At 73.1% G+C, this 18992-nt stretch carries 18 protein-coding genes and 3 pseudogenes; 14 read left to right on the forward strand and 7 right to left on the reverse strand.

The features are described 5' to 3' along the window. Positions 1 to 50 precede the first annotated feature (50 nt). On the forward strand, positions 51 to 1409 hold the full coding sequence (locus ACWCYY_RS19025; RefSeq protein ID WP_449796710.1) for a DUF4190 domain-containing protein: 1359 nt from the start codon (positions 51 to 53) through the stop codon (positions 1407 to 1409). 46 nt (positions 1410 to 1455) lie between these two features. Here the strand turns inward: ACWCYY_RS19025 and ACWCYY_RS19030 are convergent, their stop codons facing one another. Beyond that, positions 1456 to 1587 (reverse strand): hypothetical protein, encoded by a 132-nt coding sequence (locus tag ACWCYY_RS19030; RefSeq protein ID WP_449796711.1) that lies wholly within the window; start codon positions 1585 to 1587, stop codon positions 1456 to 1458. A 150-nt stretch (positions 1588 to 1737) separates the two neighbouring features. Continuing rightward, positions 1738 to 2313 carry a GNAT family N-acetyltransferase gene (locus tag ACWCYY_RS19035; RefSeq protein WP_449796712.1) on the reverse strand — a complete coding sequence of 192 codons (576 nt, stop codon included), beginning with the start codon at positions 2311 to 2313 and terminating at the stop codon, positions 1738 to 1740. Between the two features lie 355 nt (positions 2314 to 2668). On the opposite strand from ACWCYY_RS19035, the gene ACWCYY_RS19040 reads away from it, so the two are divergent. The 5 genes from ACWCYY_RS19040 to ACWCYY_RS19060 all read left to right on the forward strand — a co-directional run bounded on the left by ACWCYY_RS19040 (position 2669) and on the right by ACWCYY_RS19060 (position 6960). After that, positions 2669 to 3538, forward strand: a complete 870-nt coding sequence (locus ACWCYY_RS19040; protein ID WP_449796713.1) for an ABC transporter substrate-binding protein — start codon at positions 2669 to 2671, stop codon at positions 3536 to 3538. A 39-nt stretch (positions 3539 to 3577) separates the two neighbouring features. Next, entirely contained in the window at positions 3578 to 4345 is a 768-nt protein-coding gene (locus ACWCYY_RS19045; RefSeq protein WP_380149998.1) for an amino acid ABC transporter permease, read from the forward strand. Further along, a complete protein-coding gene (locus ACWCYY_RS19050; protein WP_380149997.1) occupies positions 4338 to 5081 on the forward strand; it encodes an amino acid ABC transporter ATP-binding protein in 744 nt (247 codons plus the stop codon). The genes ACWCYY_RS19045 and ACWCYY_RS19050 overlap by 8 nt, the downstream gene beginning before the upstream one ends. A gap of 66 nt (positions 5082 to 5147) precedes the next feature. Continuing rightward, positions 5148 to 6155 carry a HEAT repeat domain-containing protein gene (locus ACWCYY_RS19055; RefSeq protein ID WP_449796714.1) on the forward strand — a complete coding sequence of 336 codons (1008 nt, stop codon included), beginning with the start codon at positions 5148 to 5150 and terminating at the stop codon, positions 6153 to 6155. Between the two features lie 64 nt (positions 6156 to 6219). Continuing rightward, the gene (locus ACWCYY_RS19060) at positions 6220 to 6960 is read left to right on the forward strand and encodes a class I SAM-dependent DNA methyltransferase (RefSeq protein ID WP_380149996.1); all 741 of its coding nucleotides are present in this window, start codon (positions 6220 to 6222) and stop codon (positions 6958 to 6960) included. Positions 6961 to 7055: 95 nt separating this feature from the next. On the opposite strand, the gene ACWCYY_RS19065 is transcribed toward ACWCYY_RS19060, so the two are convergent. Then, entirely contained in the window at positions 7056 to 7667 is a 612-nt protein-coding gene (locus ACWCYY_RS19065; protein ID WP_449796715.1) for a hypothetical protein, read from the reverse strand. Between the two features lie 587 nt (positions 7668 to 8254). On the opposite strand from ACWCYY_RS19065, the gene ACWCYY_RS19070 reads away from it, so the two are divergent. Continuing rightward, complete coding sequence (locus tag ACWCYY_RS19070; protein WP_449796716.1) at positions 8255 to 8881, forward strand: hypothetical protein; 627 nt, start codon at positions 8255 to 8257, stop codon at positions 8879 to 8881. Positions 8882 to 8906: 25 nt separating this feature from the next. On the opposite strand, the pseudogene ACWCYY_RS19075 reads toward ACWCYY_RS19070, so the two are convergent. Next, positions 8907 to 9083 (reverse strand): annotated as a pseudogene (locus ACWCYY_RS19075) (IS5/IS1182 family transposase); the annotation flags it as partial. Positions 9084 to 9204: 121 nt separating this feature from the next. Between ACWCYY_RS19075 and ACWCYY_RS19080 the strand changes: the two are divergent. Both ACWCYY_RS19080 and ACWCYY_RS19085 read left to right on the forward strand, forming a co-directional pair. After that, positions 9205 to 9408 (forward strand): annotated as a pseudogene (locus tag ACWCYY_RS19080) (flotillin family protein); the annotation flags it as partial. Between the two features lie 57 nt (positions 9409 to 9465). Beyond that, the gene (locus ACWCYY_RS19085; protein ID WP_449796717.1) at positions 9466 to 9684 is read left to right on the forward strand and encodes a hypothetical protein; all 219 of its coding nucleotides are present in this window, start codon (positions 9466 to 9468) and stop codon (positions 9682 to 9684) included. A gap of 158 nt (positions 9685 to 9842) precedes the next feature. On the opposite strand, the gene ACWCYY_RS19090 is transcribed toward ACWCYY_RS19085, so the two are convergent. Beyond that, complete coding sequence (locus ACWCYY_RS19090; RefSeq protein WP_449796768.1) at positions 9843 to 10283, reverse strand: nuclear transport factor 2 family protein; 441 nt, start codon at positions 10281 to 10283, stop codon at positions 9843 to 9845. 96 nt (positions 10284 to 10379) lie between these two features. On the opposite strand from ACWCYY_RS19090, the gene ACWCYY_RS19095 reads away from it, so the two are divergent. From ACWCYY_RS19095 to ACWCYY_RS19105, 3 genes are all read left to right on the forward strand, one after another. Continuing rightward, the gene (locus ACWCYY_RS19095; protein ID WP_345288324.1) at positions 10380 to 10952 is read left to right on the forward strand and encodes a PadR family transcriptional regulator; all 573 of its coding nucleotides are present in this window, start codon (positions 10380 to 10382) and stop codon (positions 10950 to 10952) included. Positions 10953 to 11010: 58 nt separating this feature from the next. Next, positions 11011 to 11793, forward strand: a complete 783-nt coding sequence (locus ACWCYY_RS19100; protein ID WP_449796769.1) for an SGNH/GDSL hydrolase family protein — start codon at positions 11011 to 11013, stop codon at positions 11791 to 11793. A 94-nt stretch (positions 11794 to 11887) separates the two neighbouring features. Next, complete coding sequence (locus ACWCYY_RS19105; protein ID WP_345288326.1) at positions 11888 to 12721, forward strand: SAM-dependent methyltransferase; 834 nt, start codon at positions 11888 to 11890, stop codon at positions 12719 to 12721. Positions 12722 to 12728: 7 nt separating this feature from the next. Here ACWCYY_RS19105 and ACWCYY_RS19110 read toward each other — a convergent pair whose 3' ends face one another. Further along, positions 12729 to 16313: a BTAD domain-containing putative transcriptional regulator gene (locus ACWCYY_RS19110; RefSeq protein WP_449796718.1), complete on the reverse strand. Its 3585-nt coding sequence runs from the start codon at positions 16311 to 16313 to the stop codon at positions 12729 to 12731. 120 nt (positions 16314 to 16433) lie between these two features. Between ACWCYY_RS19110 and ACWCYY_RS19115 the strand changes: the two genes are divergently transcribed. Then, positions 16434 to 17150 (forward strand): hemerythrin domain-containing protein, encoded by a 717-nt coding sequence (locus ACWCYY_RS19115; protein WP_449796719.1) that lies wholly within the window; start codon positions 16434 to 16436, stop codon positions 17148 to 17150. Between the two features lie 33 nt (positions 17151 to 17183). Further along, complete coding sequence (locus ACWCYY_RS19120; protein WP_345288331.1) at positions 17184 to 17594, forward strand: DUF4267 domain-containing protein; 411 nt, start codon at positions 17184 to 17186, stop codon at positions 17592 to 17594. A gap of 16 nt (positions 17595 to 17610) precedes the next feature. On the opposite strand, the pseudogene ACWCYY_RS19125 reads toward ACWCYY_RS19120, so the two are convergent. Next, positions 17611 to 18827: pseudogene (locus ACWCYY_RS19125) on the reverse strand (MFS transporter). Positions 18828 to 18992: the final 165 nt, after the last annotated feature.

Genomic DNA, 18992 nt, shown 5'->3' on the forward strand with positions numbered 1-18992 from the left:
TATTCGCGCAACCGTCGCGCCGACGGAACCGTGCCTTCCGGGGGAGCCCCTTGTCGTCCGAGCCCGACCAGTCCAGCCAGCCGAGCGCCACCCCGGCCGCCACCGACTGGTCCGCGCCCGCCGACTCCGGCGACTCCGGCGCTCCTGGCGCCGCTCCGGCGGCCGACCCGTACGCCTACGTGCCGCCGCAGGTCACGGACGAACCGTACGGGCCGGCGACGTCCTACCAGCCGCCGCACGGTGCTTCGTACCCGGCCGCTCCGTTCACCAGCGACCCGTATGCCGGTGGTCCGTACGCAGGTGGTCCGTACGCAGGCGGTGGGTACACCGGTGGGCCGCATGCCGGTGACCCGTACGCGAGCGGTCCGTACGCCGGTGGGCCGTACTGGCAGGGGCCGCCGTTGCCGGCGCCCGGTACCAACGGGTTGGCCGTCGCCTCGCTGGTCCTCGGGATCTTCGGGCTGTTCTGTCTGGCCTGGACCCTCGGCCTCGGGCTCGGCATCGCCGCGCTGCGGCAGCTCAAGCGGCGGCCGCAGCGCGGCAAGGGCATGGCGGTGGCGGGCATCGTGCTCTCCTCCTGCTGGGCCCTGGTGACGCTGGCGTTGGCGCCGTTCGTGGTGGCGGCGTTCCAGGAGGGCGTGGAGCAGTCGGCCGGCGGGGTCGCGGTCTTCGACCTCAAGGCCGGGGACTGCATGAAGGAGGCCACCGGGCGTCGGGCGGTCCGGGCCCGCTTCACGGTGGTGCCGTGCGGCGAGCCGCACCACGGGGAGGTGTTCGGCGTCGCCCACCTCCCCGGCGCCGACTACCCCGGCACCAGCCGGCTGGAGCGCACGGTCTCGCTGCAGTGCATCGCCCCCCAGTACGCCTACACCCCGGACCACTGGACCATCCCGGCCACCGTCGAGTCCACCACCATCTACCCCGACCGCGAGGCCTGGCCGGCCACCAAGCGGGCCATCTGCCTCTTCGACTCCGAGGAGCTCCGCACCGGCACCCTCCACCAGGACCAGTCCCGCTGGACCGCCGAGCAGTACGGGTACCTGGAGGCCACCCGGGAGCTGGACGTCGCCCTCGCGGGCGCGCCGATCGAAGAGCTCGAGGACGCGACCGACGACTACCAGGAGTGGGGCCGTACGGTCGCCGACGCCGCCACCGCCACCAAGAGCAAGCTGGCCAAGGTGGCCTGGAGTCACCCCGGTCGGCCGGAACTCGCCGACCTCCAGATCGAGTTGGACCGTCTCGTCACCCAGGGCAAGAAGCTCAACGAGACCGGGGACGAGGACGTCGACGCCCTCTATGACGCCTACGACGGTCTCGACCAGAACGCCAACGGCGAGGCCGACGCCCTCCTCCGCCAGGCCATCGGCCTGCGCTCCACCCCGCCCGACGAGCATCCCTCCCAGGTCTGACCCCTCGTCACGCGACGGGCCCGAACGCAGGTGCCGGCGGCGGCCGTCAGTCCCGCCGGAAGATCGCCTCGAAGCGCGGCCGCAGCGCGGCCACGAGGAGCGCGCCGAGCACCTGGGCACCCGCCACGGCGCCGATGCCGACCAGGCGCAACGCCGAACGCAGCGAAACCATCATCATCTCCGTAGGTACCGACAGCCGGTGAGCGGCAAGCTAGCAACCGAACCGCCCTGCTCCCGTGCTGACGCCCCGCCAGCTACGGACACCTCACCCGAACGGACCCGTCGCACCTCGCGTCGACCCGGACCGACGCCCGGTCGTCCATGCCGGTCACTCCGTGAGCGGGTCGCCGCGGAGGAAGGCGTGGAGGTGTTGGTCGTGCCACCCGTCCTCGTGCAGGAGGGCTCCGCGCATGGTGCCCTCGAAGGCGTACCCCGCCTTCTGCGCCACGCGGCAGGACGCCGGGTTGGCGGTGGAGTGGCAGAGCCGGAGCCGGTGCAGGCCGAACTCCTCCACCGCCCAGCGGGTGACCCGGCGGACGGACGCCACCGCGAGCCCGCGGCCGCGGGCGGCCGGGAGCAGCCAGTAGACCAACTCCGCGCTGCGATTGGTGAGATCGAGCTCGTTGCAGCCGATCAGCCCGACGGGTCCGGAGTGGTCCGCGATGGCCCAGACCGCCCCCGTCCCGGCCTCCCACCGCTCCCGCATCCGGGCGATCCGCCCCCGCGCCTGCTCCGCCGACCCCACCGTGAACAGGTTCCACCGCTGGATCTCCGGCTCCTGGCCGGCCGTCAGCAGGGCCCCGGCATCGGAGGGTTCCCAGGGCCGCAGGACCGTCCTGTCGTCCAGTACGAGCACGGGAGGCCCTGACAGGGCGTCACCGCGCGGGGCGTCGTGGTTGATCATCCGGGCATCCTGGCACACGTCCCGGGACGGCCGTTGTGGGGATCATGTGATTTGACTCCGTGGACGATCACCACGCATAGTGCCCGCATGGCTGGATACCTCGTTTCGCGCAGGCACATCGACCTGCGCCGTGTGACGGCGACGAGCTGTCGCCCCAGCTGCTGACGCGCGCCCTTCTCCGGCCCTGAGGCCGACTGTCCGCCGCGTTCCTCCCTTCGCTCCATCCTCACCGGCATGCCCGTGAACGGGCCGGTCCGGCATCTCCTCGCGCGCGTCCCGTCCCGGTCACCACAGCCGGTGCGGGGCTCCTCGCGCGCACCTCCTTCCTGCTCCTCCGCCATCCCTGGAGTTCCCCATGCGCTCGCGCCGTGTCCTGGTCGCCGCCCTCGCCGCCGCCGTCTCGCTCTCCGCGCTCACCGCTTGCAGCAGCGCCGGCAGCTCGTCCTCCTCGAAGTCCGCCGACAACCCGTACAAGCTGAACGAGGCGGGCACCGTCCACGTCGGCACGCTCTCCGACGCGCCGCCGAACGTCTACCTCAAGGACGGCAAGTTCACCGGCTTCGACAACGACCTCTTCACCGCCGTCGCCGCGAAGGCCGGCCTCAAGGTGCAGTTCGCCTCCACCGACTTCTCCGCGCTGCTCTCGCAGGTCGCCAACCGCAAGTTCGACGTGGGCAGTTCGTCCATCACCATCACCGAGGCCCGCAAGAAGACGGTGGCCTTCACCAACGGCTACGACTTCGGCTACTTCGGGCTGGACGTGCCCGCCGGCTCGCCGATCAAGAGCTTCGACCAGCTCGCGGGCAAGCGCGTCGTGGTCGTCCAGGGCACGGTGCAGGACGACTACGCCACCAAGAACAAGCTCGACCCGGTGCGCGTCCCGGACTACAACAGCGCGCTCAACCAGCTGAAGACCGGCACCGCCGAGGCCTGGATATCCCCGGCCGAGATCGGCGAGAAGAGCGCCAACGACAGTGGCGGCAAGGTGGTGCTGGCGCAGAAGCAGCTCAGCTCCTCGCCGACCGCCTTCGCGGTGGCGCTGGACCGCCCGGAGCTGCTGACCGCGCTGAACAAGGCGCTCGACGAGGTCATCGCCGACGGCACCTGGACCAAGCTCCAGCAGCAGTACTACCCGGGCCGTCCGATCCCCGAGGGCTTCAAGCCGGGCAGCGGCTCGGTCGCCTTCCCGCCGGTTGCGGCCGCGGGCGCCACGCCGTCCTCCTGACCGACCGTCACCTAGTTATCCAGAGGACAGGAGACCGACGTGGACCAGCTGGGCACGCTGGCGGAGACGTTCTTCAACTGGGAGTCGATGCGCTCCGCGATCCCCGACCTGCTCACCACCGGCGTGCCCAACACGCTGGTCCTCGCCGTGAGTTCGGCCGTCCTCGGCACCGTCCTCGGTCTGCTCCTGGCGGTCGCCGGGATCGCCAGGACCCGCTGGCTGCGGTGGCCGGCCCGGGTCTACACGGACGTGTTCCGCGGCCTGCCGGCCGCGGTCACCATCCTGTTGATCGGGGTCGGGCTGGCCCCGCAGGGCATGCTGATCTGGGGGCCCGACCCCTATCCGCTCGGCATCCTGGCGCTCTCGCTGATCGCCGCCGCCTACTTCGGCGAGATCTTCCGCTCCGGCATCCAGAGCGTGGAGGCCGGGCAGCTGGAGGCTGCCCGGGCCCTCGGGTTCTCCTACGCGGCCGCGATGCGGCTGGTCGTCGTACCGCTGGGAGTGCGGCGGATCCTGCCGGCCTGGGTCAACCAGCTCATCGCGCTGATCAAGGACTCCAGCCTGATCTACTTCCTCGGGCTGATGGCCGATCAGCGCGACCTGTTCCGGATCGGCCAGGACGCGGCCGCCAACACCGGCAACGAGTCCGCCCTGGTCCTGGCCGGACTCTTCTACCTCCTGCTCACCGTGCCGCTGACCCACCTGGTCAACGTCATCGACCGGCGGCTCCGGAACGGGCGCGAGGTCGTCGAACCCGAGGCCGCCACCGATCCGGCGCCCGTCCCCGAAGGAGCGGCACGTGTCTGACACGGACTTCTCACCCGTCAGTCTGACCGCCCGTGACCTGCACCTCGCACTGGGTGGCAACCGGATCCTGCGCGGCGTGGACCTCGACGTCCCGAAGGGGCACACCGTCTCGGTGATCGGCCCCTCCGGCTCGGGGAAGTCGACACTGTTGCGGACGATCAACCGGCTGGTGGAACCCGACCGGGGCGACGTCCTGTTGGACGGCGAGAGCGTGCTCGGGCGCAGCCCCGACCTGCTGCGCCGGCACATCGGCATGGTGTTCCAGCAGTTCAACCTCTTCCCGCACCTGAGCGTGGAGCGCAACCTCACGCTCCCGCTGCGCAAGCTGCGCGGTCTCCCGAAGGAGGAGGCGGTCGAGGCCGCCCGCCGTCAGCTCGACCTGGTCGGGCTGCGGCACAAGGCGGACGTCCGGCCCGGCCAGCTCTCCGGCGGGCAGCAGCAGCGGGTGGCCATCGCCCGGGCGCTCGCGATGCGGCCCCGGGTGATGCTCTTCGACGAGGCGACCTCCGCGCTCGACCCCGAACTGGTCAAGGGCGTCCTGTCGTTGATGGCCGACCTCGGCAAGGAGGGCATGACCATGGTCGTGGTCACCCACGAGATGGGCTTCGCCCGTTCGGTCTCGGACGGCGTCGCCTTCATGGACGGGGGTGTGGTGGTCGAGTCAGGCCCGCCCGAGGCGGTGTTCGGTGCTCCGGAGAGCCCGCGCCTGCGACGGTTCCTCGCCGAGGTGATCTGAGACCGTCGGCGCCTGACCTGCGGAAACCCCTTCGTGTGGGCGGGATCCGTACGGCACACTGCCCGGATGGACACGGGCACGGCGGCGGCGGAGTGGGCGGAGCGGGCGCGGGCGGCGGCCCGGATCGCGGAGCAGACGGACGACTGGGACGAGTACGGAGGCCTGCTCTGGCGGGCGGCGGAGGACGGGCCGGGCGCGCTGGCGCTCGGGCTGGAGTCGATCGGTTCGCCGGACCCGGCCGAGCGTGAGCTCGGGTGCCGGCTGCTGGGCAACGCTGCCGACCGTCACGACGAGGTCAAGCCCGAGGTGGTGGCCGCACTGGTCGCGCTCGCGGAGCGGGAGACCGACGCCGAGGTCCTGGCGGCGTTGGCCCGTGCCGTCGGGCAGACCTACGACCCGCGCGCCGTCCCCGTCCTGGTGACCCTCGCGCGGCACCCCGACGAGGAGGTCCGCCGCCAGGTGGCGACCGCCTTCTCCAGCGTGGCCACGGGGGAGCCGGACGGCCCGGACGTCCGGGCCCTGATCGCGCTCACCCGGGACGAGGACCCGGACGTCCGGGACTGGGCCACCTTCACGCTGGGCTTCCAGTACGAGGTCGACACCGCCGAGATCCGCGCCGCGCTCTGGGAGCGGACCGGCGACGGGCACGCCGACACCCGGGAGGAGGGAATCCGCGGCCTGGCACGGCGTCACGACCTGCGCGCCGTACCGCTGTTGGCCGAGTTGCTCGACGACCCCGAGGGCGCGCACGTCCACACCTTCCGGGCGGCCGAGATCCTGGGCTCGCCCGAGCTGCTGCCGTACCTACGGAACCATGACGCCGACGGCGGCGCGGTCGAGGACGCCGTCCGGGCCTGCGACCCGGTGGAGCGGGGCCGGTTGGAGCTGGCGGGCTGGGAACTGCTGTGCGCGCTCGACCGGTTGCGGCCCGAGCTGCGCGCGGGCCTGTACCGGCCGCGCTTCGAGGCCGGGCTCTCGCTCGGGGCGGGGGAGGGCTCGTACGACGTGGCCGCGCTGCTCCGCCGGGCCGGCGGCGACCCCGGGCGGGCCGCCGAACTGGCCGCCACCGACTGACCGTTCGACGGGCACGGGTAATTCACTCGACAGCGGGGGTGGGCGGCGGGCATCGTTGCGGCCCGTGACGAGCAGCGAACTGTGGACCCGTGAGACCGCCGACCGCTACGACGCCGAGGAGGCCGAGTCCTCCACGGCGGAAGCCCTCAAGCCTGTCCTGGACTTCCTCGCCGAACTCGCCGGAGATGGGCGGGCGTTGGAGTTCGCGATCGGGACCGGGCGGGTGGGGGTGCCGCTGCGGGCGCGCGGGGTGCCGGTGGTGGGGATCGAGTACTCGCCGCACATGGCGGCGGTGCTGCGGGCCAAGGTGGACGAGGAGACCCTCCCGGTGGCCGTCGGGGACATGGCGACCACCGTCGTCCCCGGCTCGTTCAGCCTGGTCTACCTGGTCTACAACACCATCACCAACCTGCTCACCCAGGACGAGCAGGTCGAGTGCTTCCGCAACGCCGCCCGCCACCTGGAGCCCGGCGGCCGGTTCGTCATCGAGCTCGGGGTGCCGCCGCTGCGGCTGCTGGCGCCCGGGGCGCTGGCGGTGCCGTTCGACGTCTCGGCGGGGCACGTCGGCTTCGACACCTTCGACCTGGTCGAGCAGGTGCTGGTCTCGCACCACTTCACCCGGGACGGCGAGGACGGCCGCTACCGCCGGGACAACTCCCGCCACCGGTACGCCTGGCCGGCCGAACTCGACCTGATGGCGAGGATCGCCGGTCTGGAGCCGGAGCGCCGGGTCGCGGACTGGGACGGTGCGCCGTTCGCCCAGGACTCCACGAAGCACGTCTCGGTGTGGCGCAAGCCGCTGTAGAACGCTGATGAAGATCTTGGTGTGATCCGGGTCGTGCCGTCAGGTGGCGGCCGGGATCTGCCGGGTCGTGCCGTTGTGGGTGAGTCCGAGGTTGATCAGGGTCCGTAGGTCGAGGGCGGTGGCACGGGTGCGGAGCCAGGCGTTGTTCCTGAGGGTGTCGATGGCGGTTTCCGCTTCTCGACCTCGTACATCGGAACGAGCCGCGCCCACGCCTTGGTCTGCTGCGTGACGTGGGCTTGCAGCCAGTCGGTGAACCTGGCGAAGCTCAAGGCGGGCGCCTCGCCCTCACAGTACGACCACACCTCGGGATCAGGTCCGGGGCCGCGCAGAAAATCGAACTGGTAACCCTGGTGCATGAGGATGACCCGGTCCGACTCGGCGAGAAGGAAGGGGACGCCGTTCTCCGCCAGCAGCTCTCGTGCCGCCTCGCCCAGGCCGATGACTCGCGGATAGAAGACGTCACTGCCCTGCAAGAAGCGCCCTGCACCACCACCGATCAGCGTCAGGAAGCAACGGTAGGCATCCCCGAGAGGCGCGGACTGGTCACGCTCAATCCGGTGCATCTCGTCGCCGGACAGCCCACGAACCTGCTCGGCGACCGCCGTAGCGCCGTCGACAAGAGCTGTGGTCAGCGCGCGGACACGGTCCTCCAGCGAGTCCCTGCCCAAGGGTTCATCGGAGTCCTGACCTTTCCTCTGCGCCGTCATGCCGCCTCCGGTCGCCGAACCAACTCCTACCGCTGGCGGCACAGGATCCTACGCGTCCTCTGATCCACTTTTAGAACAGGCCCTAGTCTTGTTCTTCAACCTCAGTGGGCTTAAGCGCAGTCCGCTGCGACCCAGGTAGCGGTGATGTCGTTGCACGTAACGATGACCGACCCGGGCCGGAAGGCCATCTCGTGAGTGCAGCCTTGGTCGTGCGGAAGGATCTCGTCCAGGATCAGCGTGCCGAGGTCGTCCCAGGTCGAGGGTTTGACCGTCGTGGAAGAAGGTGGCCTGGTGGAGCGTCAGGTCCTTCACGCAGCGCCGTCCGGCGAAGTCGTAGTGGCCCGGGTCGGTGGCGAATGCCTTGGCGCCCGTGGGCAGGCTGGTGCTCAGCGCAGGCAGAAGCTCAAGGTAGGGGCCAGGGTTGAGGACTCCGGTCAGTTCGCCGACTCGGGCATTTTCGGGGTTTGTAGTGTCGTGCGTCAGACTTTGTGGCAGGACCCGCAACCTGGGAGCGGTCCGGCCGGTCACGTGGAGGTGAAGGAAAAGGGCGGGCCCGGGGCTGTGGACCCCTGGTAGAACATGAGCCGATGGGTATTCAGGAACGTGACCGCAAGGTGTACCGGCCTCTGCGGCGAGCCAGCCTCGAGGTGATCCCCAACGCAGTGCCAGGGGACACGATGCCGTTCGTCCGCGGATACGGTGCGGAGGACGTGGCCGGAGGCTTCTCGCACCGGTACGGCACCTCGCGGCTGGTCGAGCGGCTCAATGCAGACTGGTACGACCTGGCGGTCTCCTCGGGCCTCTTCGACCACCGGCGGGAGTTCCTACTGCAGCTTCCACAGGGCACCCGTTCGCACCGGGCCGCTCTGGAGCACCTGCACAGCGGCAACACTGCACCGGCGCTCTGGACCCGGGTCCGACTGCTGGATCGCTGGGACATCATGGGCCGAGGCGCGGCGTCGGCGTTCCTGGGTGTGCACTCAGGGCACCCGGGCTTCGGCATGATGGCTCTGGATGGCAGCGTGTACATCGAAGCCTCGACGGGCGAGACCGGCATCGACGTGCTCGCGGTGCATCACCCGGACCGCTCGGAGAACGTCCTGCGACACCTGGAGTGGATCACGCGTGACGACAGCCCTTACGCAAACCGCGAGGAAAAGCAGCGTGTTGCCGTCTGGCTCGCCGGCCGCGCAGGGAGCCTTCCGGGTCGCTGATGACGAGGTCCCGGACGGTGACTGATCATGTGTGGAGCCAGATGACGGGGGCGGCCACGGTGACGGTGCCGAGGAAGACGTATCCGCGCTCGCCGTAACGGGTCGCGACGGTGCGGGAGTTCTTCAGCTTGTTGATGGCCCTCTCGACAGTGTTGCGCTTCTTGTACCGCTCCTTGTCGAATCCTGGTGGCCGTCCGCCTTCTCCGGGATCGTCCGCCGGATGGCACGCTGCCGTGGGTACTGACGGCAAGGGTCGTGCAGCAGAAGCTCCCAGGTGCCGTCCGCCGACCACAACCGATGGCGCTCATCAACGGGCTTCCACCGGCAACGTCGAGGACACGGTACTGCTGAACGGCGCCGACGGCATGGGCGAAATGTTCGCCAAGGCCCTGACGATGGGAGGCACCGGCCTCGGCCTGGCGCGCCAGCTGCTCGGCACGATGAACGCCGCCACCGGGTCCGCCGCCCAGCCGGCCGCCGGGCGCCCCCGGGCCGAGTCCATCCCGGTCAGGCCGGAACGGCGGTGAACGAGTGTCAGCCGGGATGACCGGGGTGGCTGCTCACCGATCCGGAGGGGCGCCACCGTGGGCATTCGTTCCGAGCCGGCCGTACTGCTCGATCTCGTACCGGCGGACTTCGCCGACGGCGAGCGGATCGACCGGGCGGCCGCCGAAGCGTCGTTGGGCGTGAGCTCGCCGAGCGACCACAAGGCGCTGCTGGACGTCTACGAGGTGGGCGACCTCGGTGGGTTCGTCATCCTGGCCCCGGTGCCGAGGCCGTCCTGCCCCGGGGGGCCGGGATGAACGCCGACGAGACGGCCTGGCCGATGAACGATCCCGATCCGGACCGCTGGACGGTCTGGACCCGGAGACCGGCGGACCGAGCCCGTAGGCCGACGTGTTCCCCGTCACGGAGGACTGGCCCTGGCCACCAGCAGCGGCTGCCGCCGACCGACGCCCCGTCAGGACCCGGCGGCTGCCGGGGCGGGGACCAGGCCGGCGGCCACCAGGCCGCGCAGGACGGCGGCGGAGAGGGTCTGGACGGCGCTGAGCGGGCGGACCATGACGGTGAACTCGTCGATCCGGCCGTCCTCGTCGAACTGGAGCAGGTCGATCCCGTGGATCTGCTTGCCGTCGACGGTGGTGCGGAACGGCAGGATCGCCGAGCGGCCCGGCTCGCCGCCGGCGGTCGGCTCGGCGGTGCCGTCGAACTCACCGAGGTAGCGGAAGTCCTCGAAGGCGTTCAGCAGCACGCCGAACAGGCCGACCACCATCGGGCGCCCCTCGAAGGGGGTGAACTTCACCGGGCTGAAGAAGCGCACGTCCGCGCTGAAGAGGTCGTCCAGCGCGGCGTGGTCGCCCTTCTCGACGGCGGAGCGGAAGCGTTCGGCGGTGGGGTGCAGCGGCACGGTGGGCCCTCCTCGATAGTCATCAATGTGACTAGTCATTTTCATGAGTATGATGCCGTCGCGGACCTCGGAAGGGAAGGGGCGACGGAGATGGCACTCAGGCACGCGGTCCTGGCCGCGCTGCTGGACGGCGAGTTCAGCGGCTACCAGCTGGCCAAGGCCTTCGACATCGGGGTGGCCAACTTCTGGCACGCCCTGCCCCAGCAGCTCTACGCGGAGCTGGCGAAGCTGGAGAAGGAGGGCCTGGTGTCGGGCCGTCAGGTGCTCCAGGAGGGGCGGCCCAACAAGCGGCTCTTCCAGGTCACCGAGGCCGGCCGGGCCGAACTGGAGGCTTTCGCCGAGACGGTGGCCAAACCCTCCTTCATCCGTGACGACCTGATGGTGAAGGTGCAGGCCGCCGACCGGATCGGCACCGCCGCCGTCCTCGCGCAGCTCGAGGAGCGCGCCGAGATCGCCGCAGCCAAGGTGGACTTCCTGGTGGAGCTGCTGCACACGCTGCGCGGCGGCGCGGACGAGGACGAGTACCTGCTGCACGGCGAGCGGATCGGGCCCTACCTGACCTGCCTGCGCGGTGTGGCGTTCGAACGGGAGACCAGGGACTGGTGCCTGCGGATCGCGGCCGTCCTGCGAGCACGCGAGGAGAGCCGTGCCGAACAGCACTGAACCGAACAGCACTGAACCGAACAGCACCGAGCCGAACAGCACCGAGCCGGACAGGTCTGTGCAGCAGCGCCCCTACCTGCGCTACGTCGCCCTCGGCGACAGCCAGACGGAGGGGGTCGGCGACGGTGACGACACCGTCGGCCTGCGTGGCTGGGCCGACCGGTTGGCCGAGCAGCTGGCGGTGCTGGAGCCCGGCTTCCAGTACGCCAACCTGGCCGTGCGCGGCCGGCTGGCCGGGCAGGTGCGGGCCGAACAGCTCGGCCCCGCCCTGGAGTTGAAGCCGGACCTCGCCACCGTGGTGGCCGGGGTCAACGACCTGCTGCGGCCCGGCTTCGATCCGGCCCGGACGGCGGGCGAGCTGGAGGCGATGTTCGCCGCGCTCACCGAGGCCGGGGCCCGGGTCGCGACCGTGACCTTCCCCGACATCACCCGGATCGTCTCCCTGGCCAAGCCGCTGCGCCCGCGCATCCTGGAGATCAACGACCACATCCGGGCGGCCGCCGCCCGGCACGGCGTGGTGGTCGCCGAGACCGCCCTCCCGGAGGCATCCACCGACCCCCGGATGTGGGCCGCGGACCGGCTGCACGCCTCCCCGCTCGGCCACCGGTGCATCGCCGAGGCGGTGGCGCAGGCCCTCGACCTGCCCGGCAGCTCGGGAAGTTGGGCCGATCCGCTCCCGCCGCAGGCCGTCGCCACGGGCGTCCGCGCCACCGCCGCCGAGCTCCGCTGGGCCGCCGCCTTCCTGGGCCCGTGGCTGGCCCGGCGCGTCCGGGGCCGCTCCTCCGGGGACGGGCGCAGCGCACGGCGGCCGGCGCTCGCCCCGGTGGCGCTGCGGGCGTGACGCCGGGTCGGTTGTCACACGGACGGGTGGGTTGAGCGCGTGGGGCGCCGTTGCGACGGTGGGCGGCGCCCCTGCGGGACTAGTGTCCGCTGGCATGTCCCAGATGACGTCCGACCAGACCGTTCCCGCGTACGTCGACCCGACGAAGCCGAGCATCGCCCGGGTGTACGACGCCTTCCTCCGCGGCACCGACAACTACGAGGTGGACCGCGAGGTGCTCCGCCGCGTCCTGGAGGCCGCCCCCGAGGCCGTCGACCTGGCGCTGGAGAACCGCGCCTTCCTGATCCGCGCCTGCCGGTTCCTCGCCACCCAGGCCGGCATCACCCAGTACCTGGACTGCGGCTCCGGCCTGCCGACCGCGGAGAACACCCACAACGTGGTCCAGCGCGTCGACCCGGAGGCCCGGGTCGTCTACGTGGACAACGACCCGATGGTGCTGGCCCACGGCCGCGCGCTGCTCGCGGGCAACGAGAGGGTCGCGGTGGTCGAGGCGGACATCTTCGAGCCGGAGGCCCTGCTGAGCGACGAGGCCGTGCGCTCCGCGCTGGACTGGACCCGGCCGGTCGCGCTGCTGCAGATGGGCACGCTCCACCACTACAACGGCGAGGCGCTGCGCACCCGCCGCGACATCATGCGCGCGTACGTCGAGGCGCTGCCGCCCGGGTCGTACGTGGCGGTCAGTCACTTCCTCGACCCGGCGGACGAGTTCAGCGCGACCGCCCGGAAGATGGAGGAGATGTTCCTGCACAGCATGATGGGCAGCGGCACCTTCTCCACCCGGGCCGAACTGGAGCAGCTCTTCGGCGGCCTCGACATGGTCGCCCCGGGCCTGGTCCCGTGCGCCGACTGGTGGCCGGACGGCCCGCAGTTGAAGCCGAGGACGGCCGGTCAGCGCTGCATCGCGGGCGGTGTCGCCCGGAAGGCGTGACGGAGCGTCAGGGCGCGGCGAGGTCCCACCGGGCGGCGACGGCGTCGGCCTCGGCGTGGTGCGCGGCGGAGGCCTCGGGGTCGCCGAGGAAGGCGGCCAGATCGGCCAGGGTGGCGGCGACGGGGCGGATGGCGACGGTGTAGCCGGCGGCAGGGGGCGGGGCGGCGTGGAGGGGGAGGAGGGTGGCGTAGAGGGCGGCGGCGCCCGCGCGGTCCTGGAGGGCGAGGACGGTGGAGGCCCGGAAGGTGGCGTAGAGCTTGAGGAAGAAGTCGGTGGGCAGCGGGCCGGCCTGGGCGAGGACGGTGCGGGCCTCCTCGTGGTCGCCGGCGGCGCCGAGGGCGGCCGCGAGGACGTCCCGGGCCGGCGGGTACCGGTCGGCCAACCGGCGCAGGCGGGGGAGGAGTTCGGGCAGGCGGCCCTGCCGGCTGCGGATGGTGGCCAGGGCGATGAGGTGGAAGCCCTCCGCGTGCGGGGACCCCTGGGCGGCCATGCCGGCGGCCGCCTCCGCGTACAGCCGCTCGGCCTCCTCCGGCCGCCCCGCGAGCACCGCCCGGACGGCCAGCGCGGCCCGCCCCACCATCAGCGCCTGCGGCAGCCGGTAGGCCTGCGCGACCTCCGCCGCCTCGTCCAGCAGCCGGTCGGCCGCGGCGGCGGAGAGCTGCGCCGAGGCGCCGGTGAAGAGCCCGAACCACCGCAGCCCCGGCAGGTCGTGGGTGAGCGCCGACTCGGCCAGTTCGGCACAGAGCAGCGCGAGCCGGGGACGCTCCCGGTCCGCGTCCAGCTCGCGGAGCAGCGCGGCCAGTGCCCGGCCGCGACGGACGGGATCGTCCCCCGCGAGTGTCAGGGCCTGCTCGGCGGCGGCGCGGGCGCGCGGGTCCTGGAGGTCGGAGAGCTCGGCGCAGTAGGCGAGCAGCAGGTCGCACCGCACCGCGTCGGGGTGGCCGGGGCGGGCCGACTCGGCGGTGAGCAGGGCGATCAGCGGCAGGTCCAGTTCCCCGTAGGGCCGGATCTGCCAGGGGGTGGGGACCGTCCAGGCGGTGAGCGCGGAGGCGAGCAGTGCGGGATCGCCGTGCGCGGAGTCGACGGCGAGCTGCCGGGTGGCCCGCGCCCGGGTGACGGCACCGGCGCGGACCTGGGCACGGAGCAGGCGGCCGAGCAGGTCGACGCGCTCGGCCGGGGTGGGGTCCGGGACGCGGTCGTAGGCGGCGAGGGCGGTGGTCAGGACGGCGGCGGCGGTGTCGTGCGCGTGCCGGCGACCGGCCAACTCGGCTGCGGACAGGGCGTGGTGGACGGCTCGCCGGGCGGTGGCGGTGGAGGCCGCCGAGGCGAAGTGGTGGGCGAGTGCGGTGACGTCGGTGGAGCCGAGCCGTTCCAGGCCGTCGGCGATCCGGCCGTGCATCCGGCGGGCCCGAAGGGCCGTCAGATCGGCCAGCAGGGTGTCGCGCACCAGCGCGTGGACGAACCGCACCCGGCCCGGCGACGGCTCCTCCAGCAACCCGGCCAGGACCCCGGCCTCCAGGGCGTCGAGCGACTCCTCCTCCCCGGTCTCCGCAGCCGTGACCAGCAGCTCGACCTCGGCCTCGGCGCCCACCAGCGCCGCCAGCCGGAGCACGGCCACGGCCGGGGCCGGCAGCCGGGCGAACCGACGCCGCACCACGTCCCGCACGCCCTGCGGGACTTCGCCCAGCGCCGCCGCCTCCCCGGAGGCGGCGAGCAGGCGTGCGCTCTCGCGCAGGTGGAAGGGGTTGCCGCCGGTGCGCTCGGTCAGGGCGGCGACGGTCTGCGGGCTCACGGGCGGGCCGGCGGCCGTGCCGGTGGTTTCGCCGCTGCCGTCGCCGTTGCCGGTGCCGAGGGCCGCGAGCAGTTCGGCGGCGGCGGGTGGGGCCAGGCCGGGCAGGGGGAGGCGGACCGGTTCGCGGCGGGCGAGGCGGGCCAGGGCCTCGGTGAGGCCGGCGGGCGCCTCCTCGGCGCGGTACGCACCGACGATCAGGATCCGGGCGCCGGAGGGGAGTTCGGCCGCGGCGCCGAGCAGCGCGGTGCTCTCGCCGTCGGCCCAGTGCAGGTCGTCCAGGAGCAGCGCCACGGGGCGGCCGGGGGCGGGCCCGGCGCCTGCTTCGGGCGCGGTCGTGGTGGTGGCGTCGGCCGTGGCGTCGGTCCCGGCTTCGGCCAACCAGGTGTGGACGGCGCGGTGCAGGCGGAAGCGGGCCGCCGCGCCGTCGCCCGGGTCGGCGGGCGCGGTGGGGGAGTCGTCGGAGAGGAGCGGGGCGAGGAGGGCGGACTGTTCGGGGGAGGGCGGCGCGGTCTGCGCCAGCTCCCTCAGGGCCTGCACCCACGGCCAGGCGGGTGGTGCTCCGGCGGAGTCCTCGGCCCGCCCCGAGACCACCAACCACCCCTCCGCGCGCAGCCGTTCGGCGAACCGGGCCAGCAGCGCGGACTTCCCGAGCCCCGCCTCGCCGGTCACCAGGGCGAAGGCCGGCCCCGCGCCGGCGTCGGCGCGCGCGGCGGCAGCGGTGAGCTGCGCCAGCTCTGCGGCTCGGCCGACGAACGGTACGCGTCCCGTGAGCCCGGTCGGCGGTGTGCCGGTGAGGCCGCTCGCCGGAGCGTGGTCCACCCGGGTCGGGGGTGCGTCGCTGGTGGTTGTCGGACCGGCGAACGGTGCGCGTGCCGCAGGGGCGGTGGCCGGTTCCGCGGGGAGGCCGGCGGGCGGAGCGCTCGTCGTGCCGGGCGGTGGCGGGAGGGTGGTGGCTGGGGTGCTCGTCGTGCCGGGAGGCGGAAGGGTGGTGCCAGCGGAGCCGAACACGCCGATAGGGTGCGGGAGTCGGCCGGGCAGCAGGTCGGCGAGCGCCTCGGTGCGGCCCGACAGGACGGCCGACTCCAGAGCGGCGAGCGCCGGCCCCGGGTCGAGGCCGGTCTCCTCCGCGAGGACCGCCCGCGCCCGCCGCAGCGCGGCCAGGGCGTCCGCCTGACGGCCCGCCGCCCAGAGCGCCAGCGCGTACAGCCGCCACCCCTCCTCCCGGAGCGGGGCGTCCCGGGTGAGCAGCTCGGCCTCCGGTACGGCGGTGGCCGGGTCGCCCGTCCGGAGGCGGGCCGCGACGGCCGACTCGCGGGCGTGGAAACGGAGTTCGTCCAGGCGGGCGATCGCGTCACGGGCCCACGGCTCGTCCGCGAACTCGGCGTAGGCCGGACCCTGCCAGAGGGCCAGCGCCTCGGTGAGCAGGGGGAGGGCCTGGTGCGGGGGTGCGGTGGCGGCCCGTGCCGCCAAGAGCTCGAAGCGCCAGGAGTCCACCGCCGCCTCGTCCAGCCGCAGGGCGTAGCCGGGGGCGGCGCTGACCAGCAGCCGGGCGGGGGTGCGCGGGGCGCGGCCGGGCTCCAGCAGGCGGCGCAGGTTGGAGACGTACGACTGGAGGGAGGTCACCGCCTGGGCCGGGGCGGCGTCCTGCCAGAGCTCCTCGACCATCCGGTCGACCGAGACCACCCGGCCCCGCGAGGCCACCAGCAGGGCCAGCACCGACCGCTGCCGCCGCCCGCCCAGGGGTAGCGGAGCGCCGTCCCGTTCGGCCGTCAGGGAGCCGAGAACCGATATCCGCACCATCGCGCGCGCCATCCTAGTCGGACCGGCTCACGGACCGTCAGGTGCCGTCCGGGCGACGGGACCGGGGGTTCCAAGTCGTCTCCAAACCGCTTCCAGGAGGCCCCGGCCAAGCTCTTCACCATGAAGACCGAGAGCAAGACCGCGAGCAAGACCGAGAACAAGACCGCGAGCAAGGGCCGGAACACGACGGACGACCGCGTCCGCCCCGACACCCACGGCATGGTGGTCATCCACCGCGGCCTGCGCCGCGAGGCCGGGCTGCTGGCCGAACTCGTCGCCGCCGTGGCCCCCGGCGACACCGCGCGGGCCGCCGTCCTGACCGCCCACCTCCGCGACTACCTGCTCGGCCTGCACAACCACCACCACGGCGAGGACGAGCACCTGTGGCCGCTGCTGCTCGGCCGGGTCGACCTGGAGGCCGAGGTGGTGCTGCGGATGGAGGCCCAGCACGAGCGGGTGGCCGCCACCCTGGCGGCGGCCGAAGCCGCGCTCCCCGCCTGGGAGTCGACGGCCGGCGAGGCGGAGCGCGACCGGCTGGCCGCCGTGCTCGCGGAGCACCGCGCCGTCCTGGTGGAGCACCTGGACGACGAGGAGGCCGAGCTCCTGCCGCTCGCCGAGCGCCACCTCACCGTGGCCGAGTGGAACCGGCTCGGCGAGCACTTCCTGGCCGCGACGCCCAAGCCGAAGCTGCTGCTCTTCCTCGGCATCGCCCTGGAGGACGCCGACGCCGAGGAGCGGGCCGCCTTCCTGGCCGAACTCCCGCTCCCCGGCCGCCTCCTGTGGCACACCGTCGGCCGCTCGCTGTACGCCCGCTCCGTCCGCCGCGTCCGCGGCTGAACCGCTCGCCCGTCACCGAAGGAGATCCCCGTCATGAAGAAGCACCTCGCCACCGTCCTCGCCGCCCTCGGCATCGCCTTCGTCCTCTGGTTCGGCAGTGGCTTCCTGCTCACCCCGCAGACCATGGCCTCGGGCTTCGGCCTGCCCGACTGGCCCACCGAGCAGGGCACCGGTTTCCTCGCGGTCAAGGGCATCCGCGACCTGGGCCTCGCGCTGATCCTCCTCGTCCTGCTGCTCACGGGCCGGCGGCGCTCGCTCGGCTGGGCGATGCTCGCGGCCGCGACCATCCCGATCGGCGACATGTCCCTGATCCTCGCCCGGCACGGTGACACCACCACGGCTCTGACCGTGCACGGCCTCACCGCCCTCGGCGTGCTCCTCACCGCGGCCCTGCTGCTCACGGAGCCGCGCGGGGCCACGGCGGCTGCCCGGCGGGCGGGTTGAGCTACGCGGAGCCGCCTCAGACGGCGCCGACGGTCCGTTCGGACGGGGCGTCGGCGACGGAGGTCGGCGCGGGCCGGTGGCGGAGGGCGCCGGCGGTGCACACCAGGGCGCCGGTGAGGGCGGCGACCAGGACGAACGACGCCCTGAGCGAGACGGTCTGGGCGATCAGGCCGACGGCGGCGGGGCGCTCAGACCGGCGGTGTAGGTGATGGTGGCCACGCCGGCGATCGCCCGGCTCGGTTCGGCCGTGCGTCCGGCGGCGGCGAAGGCCAGCGGGACGACGGTGGCGACGCCGATGCCGATCAGGCCGAACCCGGGAACGGCGGTGGCGGGCGAGCCGGAGCAGACCACCAGCAGACCGCCCAGCGTGGCGAGCCCGCCGCCGAGGCGGACGGTACGGACCGGGCCGAGGCGGCGGACGGCGAGGTCACCGGTGAGGCGGGCGGCCGTCATCGTTGCGGCGAAGGCGGTGAAGCTCGCCGCCGCGACGGCGGGCGAGGCCCCGGTCACGTCGCGCAGGTAGACCCCGGCCCAGTCCATGCCGGCGCCCTCGGCGAAGACGGCGCAGAAGCCGACCAGGCCGATCGCGAGTGCCGACCGGGGCGGGAGCGCGAGGCGCGGCGGTGCCTTCCGGGAGGTCTGCGGGCCGTCGGTGGGGTGGGCCTCGGCGCGCAGGTCGGGGAGTCCGTTGCAGGCGGGCACGGCGAGCGCGGTGAGCAGCACGGCGGTGACGGCCAGGTGGATCCGGGCGTCGAGGTGCTGCCCGGCCGCGAGCACCCCGAAGCCCGAGGCGATCAGGCCGCCGGCGCTCCAGAGGCCGTGCAGACCGGACATGACGGAGCGTCCGAGGTCGCGTTCGACCTCCACGCCCCGGGCGTTCAACTGCACCGAGGCCATGCCCGAGGTCGCGCCGTAGACGAAGAGCGCCGCCCAGAGGGCGGGCAGGTTCGGTGCGAGGGCGGGCAGCGCCGGCGACAGGCACCACAGGACCATCAGCAGCCGCATCGCCGACCGGGGTCCGTAGCGGTCCACCACCCGGGCGGACAGCGGCATCGCCAGGAAGGCGCCGATCGCCGGGGCGAGCAGCGCGAGGCCGAGCTGGCCGGCGTTCAGGCCCAGGTGGTGCTGGAGCCAGGGGATCCTGGTGACGAAGGTGCCGGTCACGGCGCCGTGGACGGCGAAGACCACGCCGAACCGGATCCTGGCCCGGCGGGCGTCCTGATAGCTGCCCATGGGATCTGGGCCCTCCCCTGGTGAGTGAACGGCTGCGCTCTGACGGAGCAGAATTTATCAGGCAGGGTTCCTGATGAATAGTGGCGGTCGCCGTCCGGGGCGGGGTGCGCTCTTGACAGGTTGTCAGCTGAGGGGCGCTGATGTGTACCCACCGGTAATCGGCCG

The sequence above is a fragment of the Kitasatospora sp. NPDC001664 genome (assembly GCF_053596675.1).

What these genes read in the sequence shown, in the direction of transcription:
- ACWCYY_RS19030 (WP_449796711.1), bottom strand. Translation starts at nt 1,587, where the DNA reads ATGATGATGGTTTCGCTGCGTTCGGCGTTGCGCCTGGTCGGCATCGGC.
- ACWCYY_RS19035 (WP_449796712.1), bottom strand. Translation starts at nt 2,313, where the DNA reads ATGATCAACCACGACGCCCCGCGCGGTGACGCCCTGTCAGGGCCTCCC.
- ACWCYY_RS19040 (WP_449796713.1), top strand. Translation starts at nt 2,669, where the DNA reads ATGCGCTCGCGCCGTGTCCTGGTCGCCGCCCTCGCCGCCGCCGTCTCG.
- ACWCYY_RS19055 (WP_449796714.1), top strand. Translation starts at nt 5,148, where the DNA reads ATGGACACGGGCACGGCGGCGGCGGAGTGGGCGGAGCGGGCGCGGGCG.
- ACWCYY_RS19065 (WP_449796715.1), bottom strand. Translation starts at nt 7,667, where the DNA reads ATGACGGCGCAGAGGAAAGGTCAGGACTCCGATGAACCCTTGGGCAGG.
- ACWCYY_RS19070 (WP_449796716.1), top strand. Translation starts at nt 8,255, where the DNA reads ATGGGTATTCAGGAACGTGACCGCAAGGTGTACCGGCCTCTGCGGCGA.
- ACWCYY_RS19095 (WP_345288324.1), top strand. Translation starts at nt 10,380, where the DNA reads ATGGCACTCAGGCACGCGGTCCTGGCCGCGCTGCTGGACGGCGAGTTC.
- ACWCYY_RS19105 (WP_345288326.1), top strand. Translation starts at nt 11,888, where the DNA reads ATGTCCCAGATGACGTCCGACCAGACCGTTCCCGCGTACGTCGACCCG.
- ACWCYY_RS19110 (WP_449796718.1), bottom strand. Translation starts at nt 16,313, where the DNA reads ATGGTGCGGATATCGGTTCTCGGCTCCCTGACGGCCGAACGGGACGGC.
- ACWCYY_RS19115 (WP_449796719.1), top strand. Translation starts at nt 16,434, where the DNA reads ATGAAGACCGAGAGCAAGACCGCGAGCAAGACCGAGAACAAGACCGCG.
- ACWCYY_RS19120 (WP_345288331.1), top strand. Translation starts at nt 17,184, where the DNA reads ATGAAGAAGCACCTCGCCACCGTCCTCGCCGCCCTCGGCATCGCCTTC.